The 20622-nt window shown below is 66.8% G+C and carries 17 protein-coding genes and 1 tRNA gene; 12 read left to right on the plus strand and 6 right to left on the minus strand.

The features are described from left to right. Nucleotides 1-51 precede the first annotated feature (51 nt). On the minus strand, nt 52-942 hold the full coding sequence (locus VH326_RS01420) for an ROK family protein (protein WP_414714239.1): 891 nt from the start codon (nt 940-942) through the stop codon (nt 52-54). A gap of 114 nt (nt 943-1056) precedes the next feature. Next, nucleotides 1057-1875 carry a CoA ester lyase gene (locus VH326_RS01425; protein ID WP_329630006.1) on the minus strand — a complete coding sequence of 273 codons (819 nt, stop codon included), beginning with the start codon at nt 1873-1875 and terminating at the stop codon, nt 1057-1059. A gap of 61 nt (nt 1876-1936) precedes the next feature. On the opposite strand from VH326_RS01425, the gene VH326_RS01430 reads away from it, so the two are divergent. Together VH326_RS01430 and VH326_RS01435 are read left to right on the plus strand one after the other, a co-directional pair. Then, nucleotides 1937-3121 (plus strand): acyl-CoA dehydrogenase, encoded by a 1185-nt coding sequence (locus tag VH326_RS01430; protein ID WP_329630007.1) that lies wholly within the window; start codon nt 1937-1939, stop codon nt 3119-3121. 130 nt (nt 3122-3251) lie between these two features. Further along, nucleotides 3252-4367 carry a CaiB/BaiF CoA-transferase family protein gene (locus VH326_RS01435; protein WP_329630008.1) on the plus strand — a complete coding sequence of 372 codons (1116 nt, stop codon included), beginning with the start codon at nt 3252-3254 and terminating at the stop codon, nt 4365-4367. A 12-nt stretch (nt 4368-4379) separates the two neighbouring features. Here the strand turns inward: VH326_RS01435 and VH326_RS01440 are convergent, their stop codons facing one another. Then, on the minus strand, nt 4380-5672 hold the full coding sequence (locus VH326_RS01440) for a sugar MFS transporter (RefSeq protein WP_329630009.1): 1293 nt from the start codon (nt 5670-5672) through the stop codon (nt 4380-4382). Nucleotides 5673-5749: 77 nt separating this feature from the next. Further along, nucleotides 5750-6550, minus strand: coding sequence for a class III extradiol ring-cleavage dioxygenase (locus VH326_RS01445; RefSeq protein WP_329630010.1), 801 nt, complete (start codon nt 6548-6550; stop codon nt 5750-5752). Nucleotides 6551-6628: 78 nt separating this feature from the next. On the opposite strand from VH326_RS01445, the gene VH326_RS01450 reads away from it, so the two are divergent. The 8 genes from VH326_RS01450 to VH326_RS01485 all read left to right on the plus strand — a co-directional run bounded on the left by VH326_RS01450 (nt 6629) and on the right by VH326_RS01485 (nt 17104). Beyond that, complete coding sequence (locus tag VH326_RS01450) at nt 6629-7165, plus strand: (2Fe-2S)-binding protein (RefSeq protein WP_329630011.1); 537 nt, start codon at nt 6629-6631, stop codon at nt 7163-7165. A 237-nt stretch (nt 7166-7402) separates the two neighbouring features. Continuing rightward, on the plus strand, nt 7403-8278 hold the full coding sequence (locus tag VH326_RS01455; protein WP_329630012.1) for an RcnB family protein: 876 nt from the start codon (nt 7403-7405) through the stop codon (nt 8276-8278). Nucleotides 8279-8363: 85 nt separating this feature from the next. Next, entirely contained in the window at nt 8364-9056 is a 693-nt protein-coding gene (locus VH326_RS01460; protein WP_329630013.1) for a 2OG-Fe(II) oxygenase, read from the plus strand. 43 nt (nt 9057-9099) lie between these two features. After that, on the plus strand, nt 9100-10857 hold the full coding sequence (gene recJ / locus VH326_RS01465) for a single-stranded-DNA-specific exonuclease RecJ (RefSeq protein WP_329630014.1): 1758 nt from the start codon (nt 9100-9102) through the stop codon (nt 10855-10857). A gap of 47 nt (nt 10858-10904) precedes the next feature. Next, nucleotides 10905-10979 (plus strand) — tRNA-Glu (locus VH326_RS01470). 225 nt (nt 10980-11204) lie between these two features. Beyond that, complete coding sequence (locus VH326_RS01475) at nt 11205-12422, plus strand: efflux RND transporter periplasmic adaptor subunit (protein WP_329630015.1); 1218 nt, start codon at nt 11205-11207, stop codon at nt 12420-12422. A gap of 6 nt (nt 12423-12428) precedes the next feature. Further along, nucleotides 12429-15605 carry an efflux RND transporter permease subunit gene (locus tag VH326_RS01480; protein WP_329630016.1) on the plus strand — a complete coding sequence of 1059 codons (3177 nt, stop codon included), beginning with the start codon at nt 12429-12431 and terminating at the stop codon, nt 15603-15605. After that, nucleotides 15602-17104, plus strand: a complete 1503-nt coding sequence (locus tag VH326_RS01485) for an efflux transporter outer membrane subunit (RefSeq protein ID WP_329630017.1) — start codon at nt 15602-15604, stop codon at nt 17102-17104. Before VH326_RS01480 ends, VH326_RS01485 begins: the two co-directional genes overlap by 4 nt. A 36-nt stretch (nt 17105-17140) precedes the next feature. Here VH326_RS01485 and wrbA read toward each other — a convergent pair whose 3' ends face one another. Both wrbA and VH326_RS01495 read right to left on the minus strand, forming a co-directional pair. Then, nucleotides 17141-17743 carry an NAD(P)H:quinone oxidoreductase gene (gene wrbA, locus VH326_RS01490; protein ID WP_329630018.1) on the minus strand — a complete coding sequence of 201 codons (603 nt, stop codon included), beginning with the start codon at nt 17741-17743 and terminating at the stop codon, nt 17141-17143. Nucleotides 17744-17837: 94 nt separating this feature from the next. Then, a complete protein-coding gene (locus tag VH326_RS01495; RefSeq protein WP_329630019.1) occupies nt 17838-18554 on the minus strand; it encodes a pirin family protein in 717 nt (238 codons plus the stop codon). 95 nt (nt 18555-18649) lie between these two features. Here VH326_RS01495 and VH326_RS01500 point away from each other — a divergent pair, with 95 nt between their 5' ends. Next, nucleotides 18650-19558: a LysR family transcriptional regulator gene (locus tag VH326_RS01500; protein WP_329630020.1), complete on the plus strand. Its 909-nt coding sequence runs from the start codon at nt 18650-18652 to the stop codon at nt 19556-19558. Next, entirely contained in the window at nt 19555-20592 is a 1038-nt protein-coding gene (locus VH326_RS01505; RefSeq protein ID WP_329630021.1) for an AI-2E family transporter, read from the plus strand. The genes VH326_RS01500 and VH326_RS01505 overlap by 4 nt, the downstream gene beginning before the upstream one ends. The last annotated feature ends 30 nt before the right edge of the window (nt 20593-20622 follow it).

The following is a 20622-nucleotide window of genomic DNA, read 5'->3' on the forward strand; positions in this document are numbered from 1 at the left end:
CGTCGCACACACGACGCCCCAATGTCCTTTCGCGGGGGTAAGCAGCGAGGGTTAAGGCGCCGTAAACGATCTTCCGTCGAGTGCGTGCTGGCCGAGCAGGACCGCGCCCAACGGCCCCGCTTCCGCGCCCAACGCCGCGGGAACGATGTACTCATCCAAACTGCCGAGCAGAGAACGATCGCCGTAGCTTCCCAGACTCGCGTCAAGCATCCGGCGCACGATCGGCAACAGCCACGGCACGCCGAGCGACACGCCGCCCCCGAAGACGATCCGGCGCGGGATGCCGGTGAGCACGAGCGCGTGGCATAATTGCGCAATCGGATGCGCGACTTGCGGCCAGATCGGCGAATGTTCGGCGATCTGATCGGCGCTGACCCCCGCTCGCGCCTTGATCGCGGGACCGGAGGCGAGCCCTTCGACGCAATCGCCGTGGAAGCTGCAAATCCCCGGCCAATCGTCCCCGGCCATTCGCACCGGGCGGACATGCCCCATCTCCTGGTGAGTCATCCCGACCACCGGCTTGCCGCCCGCGATCAGCCCGACGCCGACCCCCGTCCCGATCGTGACATAGGCATGATCGGCGAGCCCCTTGGCGGCTCCCCATTCCCCTTCGGCGAGCGCGGCGCCGACCACGTCGGTGTGAAACCCCGTCGGCACGCCGTAACGCCGCTGCAGCCGACCGGCGACATCGGTGTCCGCCCAGCCCGGCTTGGTCGTCGCGGTGATGTGGCCGTAATTCGCCGCATGCAGGTCGATGCCGACTGGTCCGAAGCTGGCGATGCCGATCGCGTCGAACCCCCGCCACCCGTCGAGCGCCGCTTCGATCTCCGCCATCGTGGTGTCGGGGTCGGTCGTGTCGACGCGCGCATGCTCGACGATCGTCCCGTCGCGCGCGAGCGCGCACAGACACTTTGTGCCGCCGAGCTCGACCCCGGCAATCAGCACGGCCTAACCCAAGACATACACGCTTTCCCGGCGAAGGCCGGGATCCAGTATCGGGTCGTTCGCGACTGGGCCCCGGCCTTCGCCGGGGAAGCGTTGAAGGGACGGCGACAATTATTCACCCGCCATCCTCAGAATCCTCTCCGCCTGCGCCAGATGCAGCGCCTCGACCATCTTGCCTTCGACCTGAACCACGCCGCGGTCGCTGGTCGCGAACGCATCGCGCACCTTGATTGCCCAGGCCAGCTCATCCGCGCTCGGACTGAACGCCGCGTTGCAGACTTCGATCTGGCGCGGGTGGATCAGCGACTTGCCGTCATAGCCCATCGCCGCCGCTGCTTCGCATTCCGCACGCAGCCGCACATCGTCGGAGAAGTCGTTGCACACCCCGTCGAGCGCCACCAGCCCGCGCGACCGCGCCGCCCCCAGCACCATCGCTTGGACCGGCGACAGCCATCCGCGATCGGCTCCGCGCCGCGCCCCGAGCTCAAGCGCGAGGTCGTTGACGCCGAGCACGAACGCCGCCGCGCCGGCCTCCGCAATGTCCTGCAGCCTTCCGAGCGCCTCGCAGGTCTCGATCATCAGCCATAACGGCTTGTCGCCGATCGCCTCGCGATAGCGCGCGACATCGGCGGCGTTGCGCACTTTCGGCACCAGCACCGCATCTGCGCCGCTCGACCCCGCGGCCGAGAGGTCATCCGCGCCCCAATCGGTATCGAGCGAATTGACCCGGATCACCGTCTCTCGCGCGCCGAACCCTTCCCCCGCCGCCGCGACCGCCGCCGCCCGCGCATCCACCTTCGCGTCCGGCGAGACCGCGTCCTCAAGGTCGAGAATGACGACATCGGCCGCGAGGCCGCGTACCTTTTCGATCGCGCGCGCATTGCTCGCAGGAAGGAACAATGCGCTGCGGCGGGGGCGGAAATCGCTCATCGCTTTTCCTTGCCTCAAGCCGCGCGGCGGGACAATGCGGTGGCGACCAAGGAGACGCGTCATGGCCGGCATGGGACATTTCGACTGGGCGGACCCGTTCCTGCTCGAGGAACAGCTGACCGAGGACGAGCGCATGGTCCGCGACACCGCGCGCGCCTATGCCCAGGACAAGCTTGCACCACGCATCATCGACGCGTTCGCCAACGAGACTAGCGACCCGTCGATTTTTCGCGAAATGGGCGAGCTCGGGCTGCTCGGGCCGACCATCCCGGAGGAATATGGCGGGGTCGGCGCAAGCTACGTCGCCTATGGCTTGGTCGCGCGCGAGGTCGAGCGGATCGACAGCGGCTACCGTTCGATGATGAGCGTGCAGTCCAGCCTCGTGATGTTTCCGATCTACGAATACGGCTCGGAGGAGCAGCGGCGCAAATACCTGCCCAAGCTGGCGACCGGCGAATTCATCGGCGCGTTCGGGCTGACCGAGCCTGACGCCGGCTCGGACCCCGGCGGCATGACGACCAAGGCGACCAAGACCGCCAACGGCTATTTGCTGTCGGGTGCGAAGACTTGGATCAGCAATTCGCCGATCGCCGATGTGTTCGTGATCTGGGCCAAGTCCGACGCGCATGGCGGCGGCATTCGCGGCTTCGTGCTCGAAAAGGGCATGAAGGGGCTGGCGACGCCCAAGATTGAGGGCAAATTGAGCTTGCGCGCGTCGATCACCGGGATGGTGTTGATGGACGGCGTGGAGGTCGGCGAGGATGCGTTGCTGCCCGATGTGCAGGGCCTGAAGGGCCCGTTCGGCTGCCTCAACCGCGCACGTTACGGGATTAGCTGGGGCAGCATGGGCGCCGCCGAATTCTGCTTCCATGCAGCACGGCAATACGGGCTCGACCGCAAGCAGTTCGGCACGCCGCTCGCCGGGCGTCAGCTCTACCAAAAGAAGCTCGCCGACATGGAAACCGAAATCGCGCTCGGGCTTCAGGCCAGCTTGCGCGTCGGCCGCTTGATGGACGAAGGCAAGTTCGCCCCCGAGATGATCTCGATCGTCAAACGCAACAATGTCGGCAAGGCGCTCGATATCGCGCGGATGGCGCGCGACATGCATGGCGGCAACGGGATCAGCGGCGAATATCAGGTGATGCGGCACCTGATGAACCTCGAGACGGTCAACACGTACGAGGGCGCGCATGATGTTCATGCGCTGATTTTGGGGCGGGCGATCACGGGGATCGCAGCGTTTTAGGATTGCGCCATAATTTTACGCTTCCCCGGCGAAAGCCGGGGTCCAGGATCGGGGCAAGTGGTTTGAAGGTAGCGCCAACCCATCGGAGCCTTCCCAACTGGACCCCGGCTTTCGCCGGGGAGGCGTAAAGGTGAAGGACGCACCATTAAAGGGCCTCAAGGTGCTCGAGCTCGCGCGCATCCTCGCGGGGCCGTGGGCTGGGCAAGTGCTCGCCGATCTCGGCGCCGAAGTGATCAAGGTCGAAAGCCCCGCAGGCGACGATACGCGCACATGGGGTCCGCCCTTCATCGAGAACCCCGACGGCAGCCGCGACGCCGCATATTACCACGCCTGCAATCGCGGCAAATCGTCGGTCGTCATCGACTTCACCACGCCCGAGGGCCAGGCCGAAGTCCGCCGCCTCGCCACTGAGAGCGACGTGCTGATCGAGAATTTCAAGGTCGGCGGCCTCGCCAAATACGGGCTCGACTACGCCAGCCTGTCGGCACTCAACCCGCGCCTGATCTATTGCTCGATCACCGGCTTCGGGCAAGACGGCCCATACGCGGCCCGGCCCGGCTACGACTTCATCATCCAGGGCATAAGCGGGATCATGGACTTGACCGGCGAGCCCGATGGCGCGCCGCAGAAGATCGGGGTGGCGATGGCCGACATCGCGACCGGACTCTATTCGGTGATCGGCATCCAGGCGGCGCTGATCCAGCGCGACAAGACCGGGCGCGGCCAGCAGATCGACATGGCCTTGCTCGATACGATGACCGGGGTGCTCGCCAATCAGGCCGCCAACTACTTCGCGAGCGGCGTCACGCCGCCGCGCGTCGGCAACGCGCACATGAACGTCTCGCCCTACGCGGTATTCCCGACGAGCGACGGCTGGTTCATCTTGGCGGTAGGCAACGACGCGCAGTTTCAGCGGTTCTGCGGAGTCGTCGGGATCGCACCCGAGGAGCGCTGGGCGACGAATGCCGGCCGCATCGTCCATCGCGAGCCGCTGTTCGCCGCGATTCGAGCAGCGACCGCGACATTCGAACGCGACGATCTGCTCGCCGCGCTCGAAGCGGTTGGCGTGCCGGTCGGCCCAATCAACACCGTCGAGCAGGCGCTGACCGACCCGCAGGTACAGGCGCGCGGGATGGTGGTGAAGGGCGAACGCCTCGACGGCCTGCGGACCCCGATCCGCTTCTCCGACGCCGATCTCGTCCTCGGCCGCCCGGCACCCACGCTCGGCGAGGCGCAGCGCGACTAGAGCGGCTGCGAGTTAGGCCGCCGGCCGCCGGGCGTAGATGCCGTACATCAGGATGATCGCATAGCAGACCGCCGGCAGCGCCAGCGCGAATCGCAGGCTCGATGCGTCCGCCAACATGCCGGTGAGCGGCGGGATCACCGCACCCCCGACGATCGCCGTCGACAGAATCCCCGACCCTTCCGCCGCGCGCCGCCCGAGCCCCTCGCATGCCAAGGTGAAGATCGTTGGGAACATGATCGAATTCATCAAGCCGACCGCGAGCAGCGACCAGCCCGACACCGCGCCGACGCTATTCGCCGATACCAGGATCAGCGCGATGCTGCCGGTGGCGACCGCCGCCAGCACCTTGCCCGGCGAAACGTAGCGCAGCACCAGCGCGCCGAGGAATCGCCCGACCATCGCCCCGCCCCAATAATACGCAACATGCTGGCCCGCAGTCACCGCATCGAAGCCGAGTGCGCTCTTCTGTTCGAGATAATTGACGATCAGCGATCCGATCGCGACTTCCGCTCCCACGTAAACGAAGATGCACGCCGCGCCGAACGCAAAGCGCGGTCGCTTGAGGAGGTCGAGCGAGCGGAGGATGCTGCCGCCGCGGTCATGCGTATCGGGCAAACGGTTGCGCCGGGTCCAGACCACTGCCGCGACGATCACCAGCGCGACGGCGAGCGCGAGATAGGTGTGGACCACCGCCTGGGTCTCGGCGGTGCGATACGCGCTCAGCGCTTCGCCGGTCAAAGCCTTGGCGTCGACCTTGGCCAGCCCTCCGAGGATGAGCACCGATCCCACGATCGGGAAGATCGTCGTGCCGAGCGAGTTGAAGAATTGGGCGAAGGTCAGCCGGCTGTGCGCGGTGCGCGGCGCGCCGAGCAGCGAGATCAACGGGTTGGCGACGACCTGGATCGTCGTGATCCCGATCGCCAGCACGAACAGCGCGAGCAGGAATACGATGAACTTGCCCGACGACGAAGCCGGAATGAACGTCAGGCACCCCGCGGTCATCAGCAGCAGCCCGATCGATGCAGTGCGCATATACCCGGCCTTGCGGACGATCGCGGCGGCGGGGATCGAGAACACCGCATAAGCGGCGAAGAACGCCGCCTGCACCAGCAGCGCACGGCCGTAATCCAGATCGAACAGATCCTTGAGCTTGGGGATGACGATGTCGTTGAGGCTGGTGATGCCGCCGAAGATGAAGAACAAGGCGAACACGAAGACGCGCAGATCGGGCGCATCGACGCCGTGATCGGCATCGCCGGTCGCGGCCGGATTGGTCGATGCGGTCGCGCTCGTGTCCATCGCCATCGACATCTCCATTGCCCGGCTGAATCCAGTTGGGGAGGGTGATGGCCCAGCGGAGCGCTAGCCGCAATCGCGGTTAATCAGCCGAAGCGGTAGCCCGACACCGTCCAGCCCAGCACGACGTCGTGAAAATCGCGCACCGCCGCGTCGCCCCCGCCGGCACCGAGCGCGATCATCAGCGGCAACAGATGCTCCTCGCGCGGATGCGCAAAACGGGCGTGCGGCAAGCCATCCCACGCGGCGACGCGCGCGGCGCGCTCCGCCGGATGGGGCTCGGTCACCGCATCGGTCAGCGACGCGTCCCACTCGGCCGACGGCGCGGTCGCCTGCGCGCCGCGCACGCGCAGATTGTGAAAGCTCATCCCCGATCCGACGATCAGCACGCCTTCGTCGCGCAACGGCGCGAGTGCGCGGCCGATCGCGATATGGTCGGCCGGATCGAGATCGGCACGCAGCGAGATTTGCGCGAGCGGAATATCGGCGTCAGGGACCGCGACCTTCATCGGCACGAACACCCCATGATCCCAGCCGCGCTGGCTTTCCGCGCGCACGGGAAAGCGGGAGTCGCGCAATAGATCGGCCGCGCGGCGCGCCACGTCCGGCGCACCCGGGGCGTCCCACCGCAAGCGATAGGTGTGCTCCGGGAATCCGTAATAGTCGTAGAGCAGCCCGGGCCGCTCGCCGGTATGGACCGTGACCGCATCCTCTTCCCAATGACCCGACACGAGCAGGATGGCGCGAGGCCGTTCGGGCAAACTGTCGATCAGCCCGGCGAGATACGCCTGCATTGGCTGCCACATCGGATCGGGCGGGCCGCCGTTGGGGTCTATGAAGAAGCACGGGCCGCCGCCGTGCGGGACGAAGAGCGTTGGTAGGGTCATGGACAAGATATCGTTGCGCCCCGCCCCGGCAACAATCCCGCTGGCAGAAACGCGCCGTTTCCGCCTACACCGCGCGCCGTGACCAAGTTCACCGTCAACAACCAGCCGGTCGAATATCGTATGGACCCGGCAACCCCGCTGCTGTTCGCGCTGCGCGATGCATCGAACCTGACCGGAACCAAGTACGGCTGCGGCACCGGGCATTGCGGCGCGTGCATCGTCCACGTCGACGGCAGTCCGAAAAAATCGTGCCTTGTCCCGATCGGCTCGATCGAAGGCAGCTTGGTCACCACGATCGAAGGATTGTCGCACGACCGCAGCCACCCGATTCAGGCGGCGTTCCTGGCGGAGAATGTCAGCCAGTGCGGCTTCTGCATCCCCGGCATGGTGATGGCGGCAGCGGCTCTGCTCAAGGCCAACCCGCACCCCAGCGAGGACGATATCCGCAGCGGGATCACCAATATCTGCCGCTGCGGAATTTACCCGCGTCTGGTCGATGCGATCCAGCGCGCCGGGCGAATCCAGCGCGGCGAGGAAACCGCGCCCACCCCGCGCCCCGGGATTGATCCTTCCGACGCCGCACGCGTTGTTCCAGCGTTGACACCGGCGCCTTGATGATCGGCTCTCGCCGATGGGCGGTGCCGGCCCGCTCCCCCACCCGACCGCCCAGCAAGTGTATTCTATGGGTGGTCGGGTGGGGGAGCGGGCCGGCACCGTCTGTTCAGCGCAGCGGAACCAAAAGCCAAACCTTTCATTTCGCTGACGGGTCAATTCAGAAATGGGTCATCGCGACTCGGGCAAAAGGCATTCATCGTAGGGCCGGCTCGTGCGCCGGCAGATGGAGTGATAGGGATGCGTAAGACACTTATTCTAGCACTGGCGACGGCGGCGGCGATCGTGCCGGCGATGGCGTCGGCGCAGGACCGCGGCGACTGGCGCGGCCGCCGTGGCGGCGATTCGAGCTCGAGCCAGCCGCGCGACAATGGCGGCGGACGCCGCGGTCGCGACACCAGCACCGCGACTCCGACGCCGACGCCGGCCCCCGCGCCGCGCGCCAATAGCGACGGCGCTCGCTACGGCAGCTGGGCGGGCCGCAACGCTGGCCGTGACGGCAGCTTCTCGGCGCCTAGCGACAACGGTCAGGCTCAAGCGCAGGCGCAAGCCCAGGCTCGCGCACAGGCTCAAGCGCAAGCTCAGGCTCAAACGCGTAGTCGTGACCGCGGCAGCAACAGTTACGGCGGGCGCTACGGCAGCTGGGCAGGCCGCGATGCGGGCCCGGACGGCAGCTTTTCCACTCCAAGCGCCAACGACCAGGCGCGCAGCCGTACCAACAACAATCGTTGGACCGGCAACAACAACCAGCGCGGCGACCGCAACGGCGGGAGCTGGCGCGGCAGTGACGGCAACCGCGGCGGCACGTGGAATCGCGATTGGCGCGGCAACAACCAGTATAACTGGCAGAGCTATCGCTCGTCGAACCGCAACGCCTTCCGCCTGCCGCGCTACTATGCGCCATACGGCTGGAACTACGGCTATCGCCGCTTCGGGATCGGCTCGGTGCTCGAAAGCCTGTTGTTCAACCAGAGCTACTGGATCGACGATCCCTACAATTATCGCCTGCCGGAGGCGTACGGCGAGTATCGCTGGGTGCGCTACTACAACGATGCGTTGCTGGTCGACATCTACAGCGGCGAAGTGGTCGATGTGGTGTACGACATCTTCTACTGAGGCGAACGATCGTCACGCGGGTCAGGGCTCGGGGATTTTCCCCCGGGCCCTTGCCTTTTTGGGGCAGCTGTGAAGAGAAGCCGGCATGTTCGGCAGCAAGAAAACCGGCCCCGGTGCGCCTTCCAAGGAACGCGCACGGCTCGGCCAGACGGTCGGCGCGCGGCTGGAGGCCGATCCCAACGTCCGTGCGGCGCTGGTCGGCGGCGCACAGGCTTATTGTTATCCCGATTTCCTCGACGCGGCGCAGTGCAATACGCTGATCGCCATCATCGACAGCAACCGGCGGCCGTCGACCCTGCTGTCCGACCGCCCCGAGCAGGACGATTATGGTTTCCGCACCAGCGACAGCTGCGACATGGATCGCTACGCGCCCAACGTCGCGGCGATCGACACCGCGATCGCCGACTTGCTCGGCATCCCGCCCGAACGCGGCGAGACGATCCAGGGGCAGCGTTACGCGCCCGGCCAGCAATTTCGCGCGCATCACGATTTCTTCCACGAAAACCAGAAATACTGGGCGGAGATGCAGCGCTGTGGCGGGCAGCGCACCTGGACCGCAATGGTCTATCTCAACGATGTCGAGGAAGGCGGCGCGACCTGGTTCCCGGAAGCGGGCTTGCGCGTCGCGCCGCGGCGGGGGCTGCTGTTGGCGTGGAACAACATGTCCGCCGACGGTCGCCCCAACCCGCTGACGCTCCACGAGGGCATGCCGGTGGTGAAGGGCGTCAAGTACATTATCACCAAGTGGTTCCGCGAAGGCGCTTGGCTGCTGAGCTGACACTGGATCAACGGGCCCGGCCGCCCTAGGGTCGCGGCTTGGCATGACCGACATCGTCCTCAACATCACCAGCTCGATCCTCGGCCAGCCATGGCGCTGGCGTGCGCTCGCCGCCGACGCCCGCGATCCCGGGTTCCGCCCGGACGACTTGGTCACGCAATTGCTGCTCGCGCGCGGCGTGACGCGAGACGACATCGACGCCAATCGCGCGCCCAGTATTCGCGGCTTCATGCCCAACCCGTCGATCTTCAACGACATGGACAAAGCGGCTCGGCGGCTCGCCGACGCTGTCGAAGTCAAAGAGGCTGTGACGGTATTCGGCGACTATGACGTCGACGGCGCGACTTCGGCGGCATTGATGATCCGGCTGCTGCGCGGGCTCGGTCTCGATCCGCAAGCGTACATCCCCGACCGCTTGATGGAAGGCTATGGCCCGTCGGGCGAGGCGTTGGTGCGGATCGCTCAAGGGGGGGCGGACCTGATCGTCACGGTCGATTGCGGCGCGCAAGCCTTCGAGGCGCTCGACATGGCGCGCGGCGCCGGGGTCGACGTGATCGTGGTCGACCACCACCAATGCGCGAGCGCCCTGCCCTACGCGCTTGCTTTGGTGAACCCCAACCGGCTCGACGAGACCGAGGGCAAGCGCCACGGCCACCTCGCCGCGGTCGGCGTCGCGTTCCTGCTCGGCGCGGCGTTGCTTCGCGAGTTGCGCGGGCGCGGTTTCTTCGCGGACCGCGCCGAGCCGAAGCTGCTCGACCTGCTCGACCTCGTCGCGCTCGGCACCGTTGCCGATGTCGCGCAGCTGAAGGGCCTCAACCGCGCGTTCGTCGCGCAAGGCCTGAAGGTGATGGCGCGGCGCAAGAATGTCGGGATCGCCGCTTTGGTCGAGGCGTCTCGGCTAACTCGTGCCCCCACCTGCAGCGACCTCGGCTTCGCGCTCGGTCCGCGGATCAACGCGGGCGGCCGCGTCGGGCGCGCCGATCTCGGCGTGCGGCTGCTGACGACCGAGGATCCGCAAGAAGCGCGCACCATCGCGGTCGAGCTCGACCGCCTCAACGAGGAGCGCCGCGCGATCGAGGCTGTGGTGCAGCAGGAGGCCGAGAACCAGCCTTGCGGCCGGGCGGTCGCGGTTGTTGCCGGCAAGGGCTGGCACCCCGGGGTGATCGGAATCGTCGCCGGGCGGCTCAAGGAGCGGTTGGGCATTCCCGTGCTCGTCATCGCAATCGACGAGCAAGGCGTCGGCAAAGGATCGGGACGATCGATCGCCGGGGTCGACCTCGGGGCGGCGGTGCTCGCCGCCAAGGAAGCCGGGCTGCTCGTCGCGGGTGGCGGGCATGCGATGGCCGCAGGGCTGACGATTGCCGAAGAGCGCCTCGCCGAATTCGCCGCGTTCCTCGACGAGCGGCTAGCAGCGGCGGTGACACGGTCGAACGCCGACCGCGCGCTGCTGGTGGACGCGCTGCTCGCGCCCGGCGGAGTCACCCCCGATTTGTGCGAAACGATGGACGGCGGCGGCCCCTATGGCATGGGCTGGCCGGCGCCGCGCGTGGTCGCGGGCCCGTTTCGGCTGATCAAGGTCGACGTCGTCGGCAACAGCCATGTCCGCGCGATCGTGTCGGGCGACGATGGGCGCAGTCTCAAGGCGATGGCGTTCCGCTCGGCCGACACTTTGCTCGGTCAGGCGCTGCTCCAGGCCGCACCGCACCGCAAGCTTTGGCTCGCCGGGCGGCCCAAAGTCGACGACTGGGGTTCGCGTCCGGCGGCCGAGCTTCATCTCGACGATGCCGCGTGGGCGGACTAGCTTGACCCGACGCGCGGCTTTCCCTAACCGCCGTCCGCACCCAAGATGGCCCCTTCGTCTAGTGGTTAGGACGCGGCCCTTTCACGGCTGAAACACGGGTTCGAGCCCCGTAGGGGTCACCAAAGACTCAAACGCCGCGGGGCGGCGTTTGAGTCTTTGGTGACGGGAGCGCAAGCGACCTCACCCCATTCTGCATCGACCACGCCGCGGCGCGCCGAGCCGCGGACCGTGAAGCGTGGAACGCGCCGCAACGTCCATCCAATAATTTCAGTCGCGCGGTCGCAACCGACAACTTTTGCGACAAAGCCGCGTTTGACACCGGACACTCGCGGAACCAGTAGCCCATCATGCATTCGATCGCAGGCCGACAGGGATCGGCGCGCCCCCTCATCGCCGCGTCACTCGCGTTGCTCGCGCTGGCGGGGTGCAGCGCCAAGGACGACAGCGCGACCGGCGGCCGCCGCGGACAGCAGGCCACGCCCGAAGTCGGCTATATCGTCGTCCAGTCGACTTCCGTGCCGCTGATCACCGAGCTTGCCGGGCGGACCAGCGCATTCCAGACGGCCGAGGTGCGCCCGCAAGTATCGGGCATCATCCGCCGCCGCTTCTTCACCGAAGGGTCGTACGTCAAGAAAGGGCAACCGCTCTACCAGATCGACCCCAGCCTCTATCGCGCCGCTGCCAATCAGGCGTCCGCCAACCTCGCCAGCGCGCAGGCGCAGGCCGACGCGGCGAGAATCAAGGCCAACCGCTACCGTCCGCTGGCCGCCGAGCAAGCCGTTGCCGCGCAGGATTACACCGACGCCGCCGCCGCCGCGCGCCAGGCCGGCGCTTCGGTCGACCAGAACCGCGCGGCGCTCGAGACGGCGAAGATCAACCTCAAATTCACCACCGTCCCCTCCCCGATCAGCGGGAAGATCGGGCGCTCGCTGTTCACCGAAGGCGCGCTGGTCACCAACAGCCAGACCGATCCGCTGGCGACGATCCAGGCACTCGACCCGATGTACGTCGATATCCAGCAAAGCTCGACCGAGCTGCTGTCGCTACGCCGCGCGCTCGCCAATGGCGGGGCCACCCCAGCCAGCGCGGCGGTGCGGCTCAATCTGGAAGATGGGAGCGACTACGCCTTCACCGGCACGGTCGAGTTTGCCGAGGCGATGGTCGACACCGCGACCGGAACGGTGACGCTGCGCGCGCGCTTTCCCAATCCGCAAGGCTTGCTCCTCCCGGGCATGTTCGTCCGCGCCAACTTCGCGCAGGTGACCGACCCCAACGCCTTCCTGATCCCGCAGGTCGCGGTGACTCGCGACGCCAAGGGCAACCCGCAAGTCTATGTCGTGGGCGCGGACAACAAGGCGGTGGCGCGCCCGGTCACCACGACGCGCACCGTCGGGGCCAATTGGGTCGTCACCGCCGGGCTCAAGCCGGGCGACAAGGTCGTCACAGAGGGTGTCGGCAAGGTGAAGCCAGGCCAGCCGGTCAAGCCCGTTGCGGCGGGGTCGCCCCAGCGCATCGTACCACCAAAGAAGGATCAGGCCGGGGCCCGCAGCGGCAAGGCGGGCTGACCGGGCATGTCGAAGATATTCATCGACCGCCCCATCTTCGCATGGGTGATCGCGATCATCATCATGCTGGTCGGGCTGGGCAGCATCTTCACGCTGCCGGTCGAGCAATTCCCCGACATCGCCCCGCCGAACATCAACATCCGCGCAAGCTATCCCGGTGCGTCCGCCGAGACGCTGGAAACCAGCGTCGCCCAGGTGATCGAGCAACAGCTCCAGGGGATCGACGGACTGCTATATTTCAGCACCAATTCGTCGTCGCGCGGATCGGTGTCGATCAGCGTGACCTTCGACAAGGGCACCGATCCGGACATTGCGCAGGTCCAGGTCCAGAACAAGGTGCAACAGGCGCTGAGCCGCTTGCCGCAGCAGGTCCAGCAGCAGGGGCTGACGGTCACCAAGTCGAACCCGGACTTCCTGCTGATCGCCGCGATCTACGACACCACCGATCGCAGCAGCAACATCGATGTGTCGGATTATCTCGTCACCAACCTACAGGATTCGATCGGCCGGTTGAAGGGGGTCGGCGACATCAACGTGTTCGGATCGCAATATGCGATGCGGATCTGGCTGAACCCCGACAAACTCGCCGCGGTCGGGCTGATGCCGGGCGACGTGGTCACCGCAATCACCGCGCAGAATGCAGAGGTCGCCGCCGGCGAGATCGGCGCGGTGCCCAGCGGCCCTGACCAATATCTAGACGCCACGGTTACCGCGCAGTCGCGGCTGTCGACCCCGGCACAATTCGCCAACATTATCCTCAAAAGCCAGCCGGACGGATCATCGGTGCGGCTGGCCGATGTCGCCCGAATCGAACTCGGCGCGGAAAGCTATGCGGCGACCAGCCGGGTCAACGGGCACCCGGGCGCCGGTATCGCGGTCAGCCTGGCACCGGGCGCCGACGCGCTGAGCACCGCCGAACTGGTCAAGAAGGAGATCGAAACCGCGTCGAAAAGCTTCCCGACCGGCTACGCTTATGACTTTCCCAACGATTCGACGACCTTCATCAAGCTGTCGATCACCGATGTCGTAAAGACGCTGTTCGAGGCGATCGTCCTCGTGGTCATCGTCATGTTCGTGTTCCTGCAAAGCTGGCGCGCGACGCTGATCCCGACGATCGCGGTGCCGGTGGTGCTGCTCGGCACATTCGGCGTGTTCGCCGTCGCGGGCTTTTCGATCAACACGCTGACCTTGTTCGGGCTCGTGCTCGCGATCGGCCTGCTGGTCGATGACGCGATCGTCGTGGTCGAGAACGTCGAGCGCGTGATGCACGAGAATCCGGGCATGAGCCCGCGCGACGCAACGATCCAGTCGATGGGCGAGATCCAGATCGCGCTGGTCGCGATCGCGCTGGTGCTGTCGGCGGTGTTCCTTCCGATGGCCTTCTTCGGCGGCTCCACGGGGGTGATCTATCGCCAATTCTCGCTGACGATCGTGTCGGCGATGGTGCTGTCGGTGATCGTCGCGCTGATCCTCACCCCCGCCCTGACCGCGACCTTGCTCAAGCGCCAGGAGGACGAGAACCACGACACCTGGGTCTATCGCAAGACGTTGCGCGCGCGCGAAGGGTTCAATCGTAATTTCGAGCGGCTGGTCAATTGGTACACCGGCACGGTCGCGCGCGTGGTCGATCGCAAATGGCTTTTCCTTGGGATCTACGCCGCGATCATCGTCATCCTGGTGTTGTTGTTCGTCCGGCTGCCGACCGGCTTCCTGCCGACCGAGGACCAAGGCTTCGCGCAAATTCAGTTCAATCTGCCCGGCGGCGCGACGATCAACCGCACGCGGGAGGCCCAGCAACAAATCGAGGATTATTTCACCAAGAACGAGGGCAAGAACGTGTCGGCGATGCTGACCGTCGCGGGCGCCGGCGGCGGGGGCGGCGGCGGCCAGAATGCCGGCCGCGGCTTCATCGCGCTGACGGATTGGAAGGATCGCAAGGGAAGCGAGAATACCGCCGACGCGATCACTCGCCGCGCCACCCGCGCGCTGAGCGGGCTGCGTGACGTCGAGTTCTTCGCCACCGTGCCGGCCGCCGTGCGCGGGCTCGGCCAGGCGTCGGGGTTCGACATCCAGCTGGAGAATACCGGCGGGTTGACGCGCGACCAGTTCCGCGAGGCGCGCGACAAGTTGCTGGCCGCCGCGAAGGCCGACCCCGACCTCAACGCCGTCCGCCTGGCCGACCTGCCCGATCAGCCGACGCTCAGGGTCAACATCGATCCGCAGAAACTGTCGGTGCTCGGGCTCAACCAGACCGACGTCAACTCAACGCTGTCGACCGCTTGGGGCGGGCGCTACGTCAACGACTTCAACGACCGCGGCCGCGTGAAGCGCGTTTATGTCCAGGGCGACGCGCCGTATCGCGCCGCGCCCGAGGATATCGGCAAGTGGCAAGTCCGGGGATCGACCGGCCAGATGGTGCCCTTCTCCTCATTCGCGACTACCGGCTGGTCGAATGCGCCGACCTCGCTCGGGCGTTTCAACGGCATCGCATCCTACGGCATTTCCGGTCAACCGGCCCAAGGCAAGAGCTCGGGTGAAGCGCTCCAGAAAATGGAGAGCCTCGCCGCGCAAATCCCGGGCGTGTCGGTCGCGCTGTCGGGCGCGTCGTTCCAGGAGCGGTTGGCATCGGGCCAGGCCCCGATCCTGTATGGTCTATCGCTGCTCGTCGTGTTCCTGTGTCTCGCCGCGCTCTACGAAAGCTGGACGATTCCGGTGGCCGTGCTGCTGGTGATCCCGCTCGGACTGGTGGGTGCGGTCTTCGCGGTGACGCTGCGGGGACTGCAGAACGACGTCTATCTGCAGATCGGTCTGCTGACGACGATGGGCTTGGCAGCGAAGAACGCGATCCTGATGATCGAGTTCGCCGAACAAGCGGAGAAGCAGGGCAAGCGCGTGATCGACGCCGCGCTGGAAGCCGCACGCATCCGGCTTCGTCCGATCCTGATGACCAGCTTCGCGTTCATCTTCGGCGTGCTCCCGCTGGCGATCTCGACCGGTGCTGGCGCCAACAGCCGGATCGCGATCGGCACCGCGGTGATCGGCGGGATGCTGACCGCGACAATCCTCGCGGTATTCTATATCCCACTATTCTTCGTGCTGGTCCGCCGCACCACGCGCGACGCGTTGAAGCGGCTGCACCACGAGCACCCGGCGCCGCCACCCGAACCGGAGGCCGCCGCATGATCCGCCGTGCCGTTACCCTGACAGCGATCGCCAGCCTCGCCGCCTGCTCGCTCGCGCCGCATTATGTCCGCCCCGACGCGCCGGTGCCGCCGAGCTGGCCGGTCGGCGACGCTTATCTGCGCAGCAGCGAAGCGAGCCTGCCGGCGGTGCGCTATCAGGACATCTTCCGCGATCTGCGGCTTCAGGCGATCATCGCCCAGGCGCTCGCCAACAATCGCGACTTGCGCGTCGCCGCCGCCAATATCGCGATCGCGCGCGGGCAGTATCGAGTCCAGCGTGCCGAGTTACTGCCCGAGGTCGACGCCAGCGGCGGCCTGACCGCGCGCAATAGCGGGAGCGGCACAACGGGGACTACCGCGAGCGGCGGCACCGGAACCGGCACCACCGGGTCGACAGGCGGCGGCACCCGCACCAGCTTCGACGCCAATGTCGGGATCACCTCGTTCGAGCTAGATCTGTTCGGCCGGGTCCGCTCGCTGACCAGCGCGGCGCAGGCCCGCTATTTTGCCACCGAAGCGGCGGCGCGCGCGACTCGGCTGACGCTGGTCGGCGACATCGCCGATGCCTGGCTGACCTATGCGTCGGACAAGAGCCTGCTCAAGATCGCGCAGGATACCGCGACCAGCGCGCAGCGAAGCGTCGACCTGACCCGGATGCGCCTCAACGGCGGCATCGCCCCGCGCACCGATTTGCGGCAGGCGCAACTCGTGCTCGACACCGCCAGGGCCGACCTCGCTCAGCAGACCACGGCACTCGCGCAGGACGTCAACGCGCTGCAATTGCTGGTCGGGGCACCGGTCGATCCCGCGCTGCTCCCCAATTCGATCGACGAAGCGTCGGCGACCCTTGCCGAACTGCCGGCGGGGCTCGATTCGACGGTGCTGCTGCGCCGCCCCGACGTGGTCGAGGCCGAATACCAGCTGCGCGCCGCCAACGCCGAGATCGGCGCGGCGCGCGCCGAACTGTTCCCGCGCATCACGCTGACCGGGCTGCTCGGCTTGGCCAGCAACGCGCTCGGCGCGCTGTTCGGAGGTGGCGCGTTCAACTGGCAGGCCGGTGCCAACGCCAGCTACCCGATCTTCCGCGCCGGCGCCGGGCGCGCCAATGTTGCTATTAGCCAGGCGCAGCGCGACGCTGCGGTCGCGACCTACGAAAAGACCATCCAGACTGCTTTTCGCGAAGTGTCCGATGCGCTCGCGCGGCGCGGCACGATCGGCGCGCAACTGACCGCGACACGCGATGAGCGCGACGCGGCGGCGGACAATTATCGGCTGTCGGATGCTCGCTATCGCGGGGGCATCGACAACTTCCTGCAGAGCCTCGACGCGCAGCGCTCACTCTATTCAGCGCAGCGGACGCTGGTGACAACGCAGTTAACGGCCGCCAGCAACCTGGTCACGCTGTATCGCACGCTCGGCGGCGATTCGCTGGTCGAGGCAAGCAACGCCGGACCGCAGCCGCTGACGCCCGACCCGGTGCCGATTACCCGGACCAAGTAGAGACGCTCCCCGGCTTGGGCCGGGGAGCTTCCAGACTTAGCCGAACAGCTTGGTCGCGACTTCCGCGACTCGCTTACCTTGGTACCTAGCGCCGCCGAGATCGACCTCGCTCGGCTGGCGGCTGCCGTCACCGTCGGCGATGGTCGTCGCGCCGTAAGGCGAGCTGCCATGAACTTCCTTGACGCCCTGCTGACCGGGATAGCCGTAATCGAGCCCGACCACCGTCAACCCGAAGTGCAGCAGGTTGGTGATGATCGAGAACAACGTCGTTTCCTGACCGCCGTGTTGAGTCGCGGTCGAAGTGAACGCCGCGCCGACCTTGCCGTTGAGCGCGCCGGTCGCCCACAGCCCGCCGGCTTGGTCGAGAAATGCCGCCATCTGACTCGACATCCGCCCAAAGCGTGTCGGCGAACCGATCACGATCGCGTCATAGTTGCCAAGCGCGTTGATGCCCTCGATCACCGGGTGCGCGATATCGGCCTTGAACCCCGCCGCTTGCGCGACCTCGGGCGGTGCAGTTTCCGGCACGCGGCGGATGTCGACCTCGGCACCGGCCGAGCGTGCGCCCTCGGCGATGGCGTCGGCCATCTGCTCCATGTGACCGTAGGAGGAATAATAGAGGACTAGGACCTTGGGCATGTTCATCTCCGTCGCCCCGGCGCAGGCCGGGGCCGTTGGATAGTAGTCGTGCTCGAATCGTGAGCGGCCCCGGCCTGCGCCGGGGCAACCTTGGTTATTCCGCGTCGACCAGAACGATCTCGCTCGGTTCGAGTGCCGTAATCGTCACCGTCTGGCCGCCCGTCAGCGCGGCGCCGTCGCGTGCCTCGAAGCGAACGCCGTCGATCTCGATCGCGCCGGTGGCGGCGACCAGGTAAGCATGGCGGCCATCGCCGACCGTGTGGGTCAGCGTCTCGCCCGCCGCGACCGTCGCGGCCATGACGCGCGCTTCGGCGCGGATCGGCAATGCATCGGTATCTTCGGCAAAGCCGCTGGCGAGCGTCACGAACTGGCCACTCCGATCGCCCTTGGGGAATGGCTTGGCGCCCCAGCTGGGGCTGCCACCGATCCGCTTCGGCTCGATCCAGATCTGGAACAGCGTCGTCTTCTCGGGCTCGAGATTATACTCGGCATGGCGCACGCCGGTGCCCGCGCTCATCACTTGGACGTCGCCGGCTTCGGTGCGGCCGACATTGCCCATCGAATCCTGATGCGTGATCGCGCCGCTGCGGACATAGGTGACGATCTCCATGTCGCGATGCGGGTGCGGCGGGAAACCCGAGTTCGGGCCGATCTCATCATCGTTCCACACGCGGATCGCGCCCCAGCTCATGCGATCGGGGTCGTAATAGTCGGAAAAGCTGAAATGGTGCCGCGCGTTGAGCCAGCCGTGGTCGGCATGGCCGAGGCTCGCGAATGGGCGGCGCTCTATCCGGGTGTCGGTATCGATCATCGTGCATCTCCTTGCTTGCCGCCAAGATAGGATTGCGGCGCCCGACGTAAATGGAAACGATTGAAACGGATTGTTTCGTGATTTAGCTTCGCGGCATGCGGCTGCCCGATTTCGAAGCTTGGGCGATCTTCGCCACCGTCGCCGAGCACCGCTCGTTCAGCGGCGCGGCCGAGGCGCTCGGCGTGTCGAAGGCGACGATCTCCAAGGCGATCACGCGGCTCGAAGCGTCGCTCGGCACTGCTTTGTTCCACCGTACTTCGCGTCGGCTGACGCTGACGCCGTCGGGCGAATCGCTCAACGCCAACGCGCAACGAATCCTCGCCGAGGGCCAGGCGGCGGAGGAAAGCGCGCACGACGCCGCGAGCGCGCCGGCCGGCCTCATCCGCATCGCCGCGCCGATGACGTTCGGGATCAGCCACGTCGCGCCCGCCATTGCCGATTTCATGGCGGCGCATCCCGCGGTCAGCATCGACCTCAGGCTGTCCGACGCCAAGGTCGACATCGTCGCCGATCGCTTCGACATCGCGCTCCGCATCGCCGACCTGCCCGACAGCAGCCTGCGCGCGCGCCGCCTTGCGCCCGTCACGGCGCGCGTCGTCGCCTCCGCCGTCTATCTCGAACGGCGCGGCCGGCCGAGGCACCCGCTTGAACTCGGGGAGCACGATATCTTCGCCTATGCGAACGTGCCGACCACGACCTGGACCTTCCGCGGTCCGGGCGGCGAGGACGTCGCGGTGCGCCCCAATGGCCGGTTCAGCAGCGACAATGGCGATGCCATGCTGCCGCTGCTCCACGCCGGGCTCGGCATCGCGCGGCTGCCCGATTTCATCGTCGACGCCGATATCGCGGCAGGACGCCTCGAAGCGATCCTGCCCGAATGGTCGGGTCCGCCGATCGCGCTCCACCTCGTCACTCCGCCGAGCCCGTTGCGGCCGGCGCGAGTCGAGCTATTGATCGAATTCCTCGCGGAGCGGTTCCGCCAGCTCTGTGGAGCCCGGACATGAAGCGCCTGACGCCCGACGCCGATGATGCGCGCTTCATCCGCCGCGTCGTCCTGCTGATCGTCATCGGCGCGATCACGATTGCGCTGTATCGCGCCGGGGATTTGCTGATCCTCGCGTTCGGGTCGATCCTCGGCGCGATCACCATTCGCGCGGTCGCAGCGCGTTTTCGAAAGCATCTGCACTTGCCGCACCGGCTGAGCCTCGCGCTGGCGATGCTGACCGCGCCGCTCTTCGTCGCTTTTCTGATATGGCTGCTCACCGTCCAGTTCGGCACGCAAATCAACGCGCTGATCGCGGAGACTCCGATGCTGATCGATCGGCTCGCGGCGTGGATGGCGCAATCGACCCTCGGCGCCAAGATCGTCGATGCTGCGCGCGCGGCCTATGCCGGCAGCCAGGCCGCGCAAGACGTCGGTGCCGTCGCGCGGACCGGCGCGACGGTGGTGCTCAACGTCGTCCTGCTGGTAGTCGGCGCTTTGTTCTTCGCGGTCGAGCCGCGCCGTTATCGCAACGGGCTGCTGTTGCTGGTTCCAAAGAACAAGCGGCCGGCGTTCGGCGACGCGCTCGCCGACCTCGCGCGTACGCTGCGGCTGTGGCTGCGCGCGCAGCTGTTGCTGATGACGATTATGGGGGTGCTGATCGGGCTCGGATTGTGGATTTCAGGCGTGCCGTCGGCGGCGGCGCTCGGCCTGCTCGCTGGGATGAGCGAGTTCATCCCCTATATCGGACCGACCGTGGCGATGCTCCCCGCGCTCGGGCTCGCCGCAGCCACCGGCACCGGTCCACTCGTCGGCGCAATCGCAACCTTCGCCGTTGTCCGCCTGGTCCACGACAACGGCATTACGCCGTACGTTCAGAGCCGCGTCGTGCAAATCCCGCCGGCGGTCACGCTGTTCGCAATCGTCGCGATGGGGCTGATCTTCGGGGTGATCGGCTTAGTCTTTTCGGCGCCATTGCTGGTCGCGATCTACGCGCTGACGCGCAGCCTCTACTTGCGTGAAACGATCGGCGAGGACTTGCCCCGTCCCGATTGACTCGATCCGTGAATCGAGTCCTCCGCTTAC

Source organism: Sphingomonas sp. (assembly GCF_036269755.1).
GTDB lineage: Bacteria > Pseudomonadota > Alphaproteobacteria > Sphingomonadales > Sphingomonadaceae > Sphingomonas.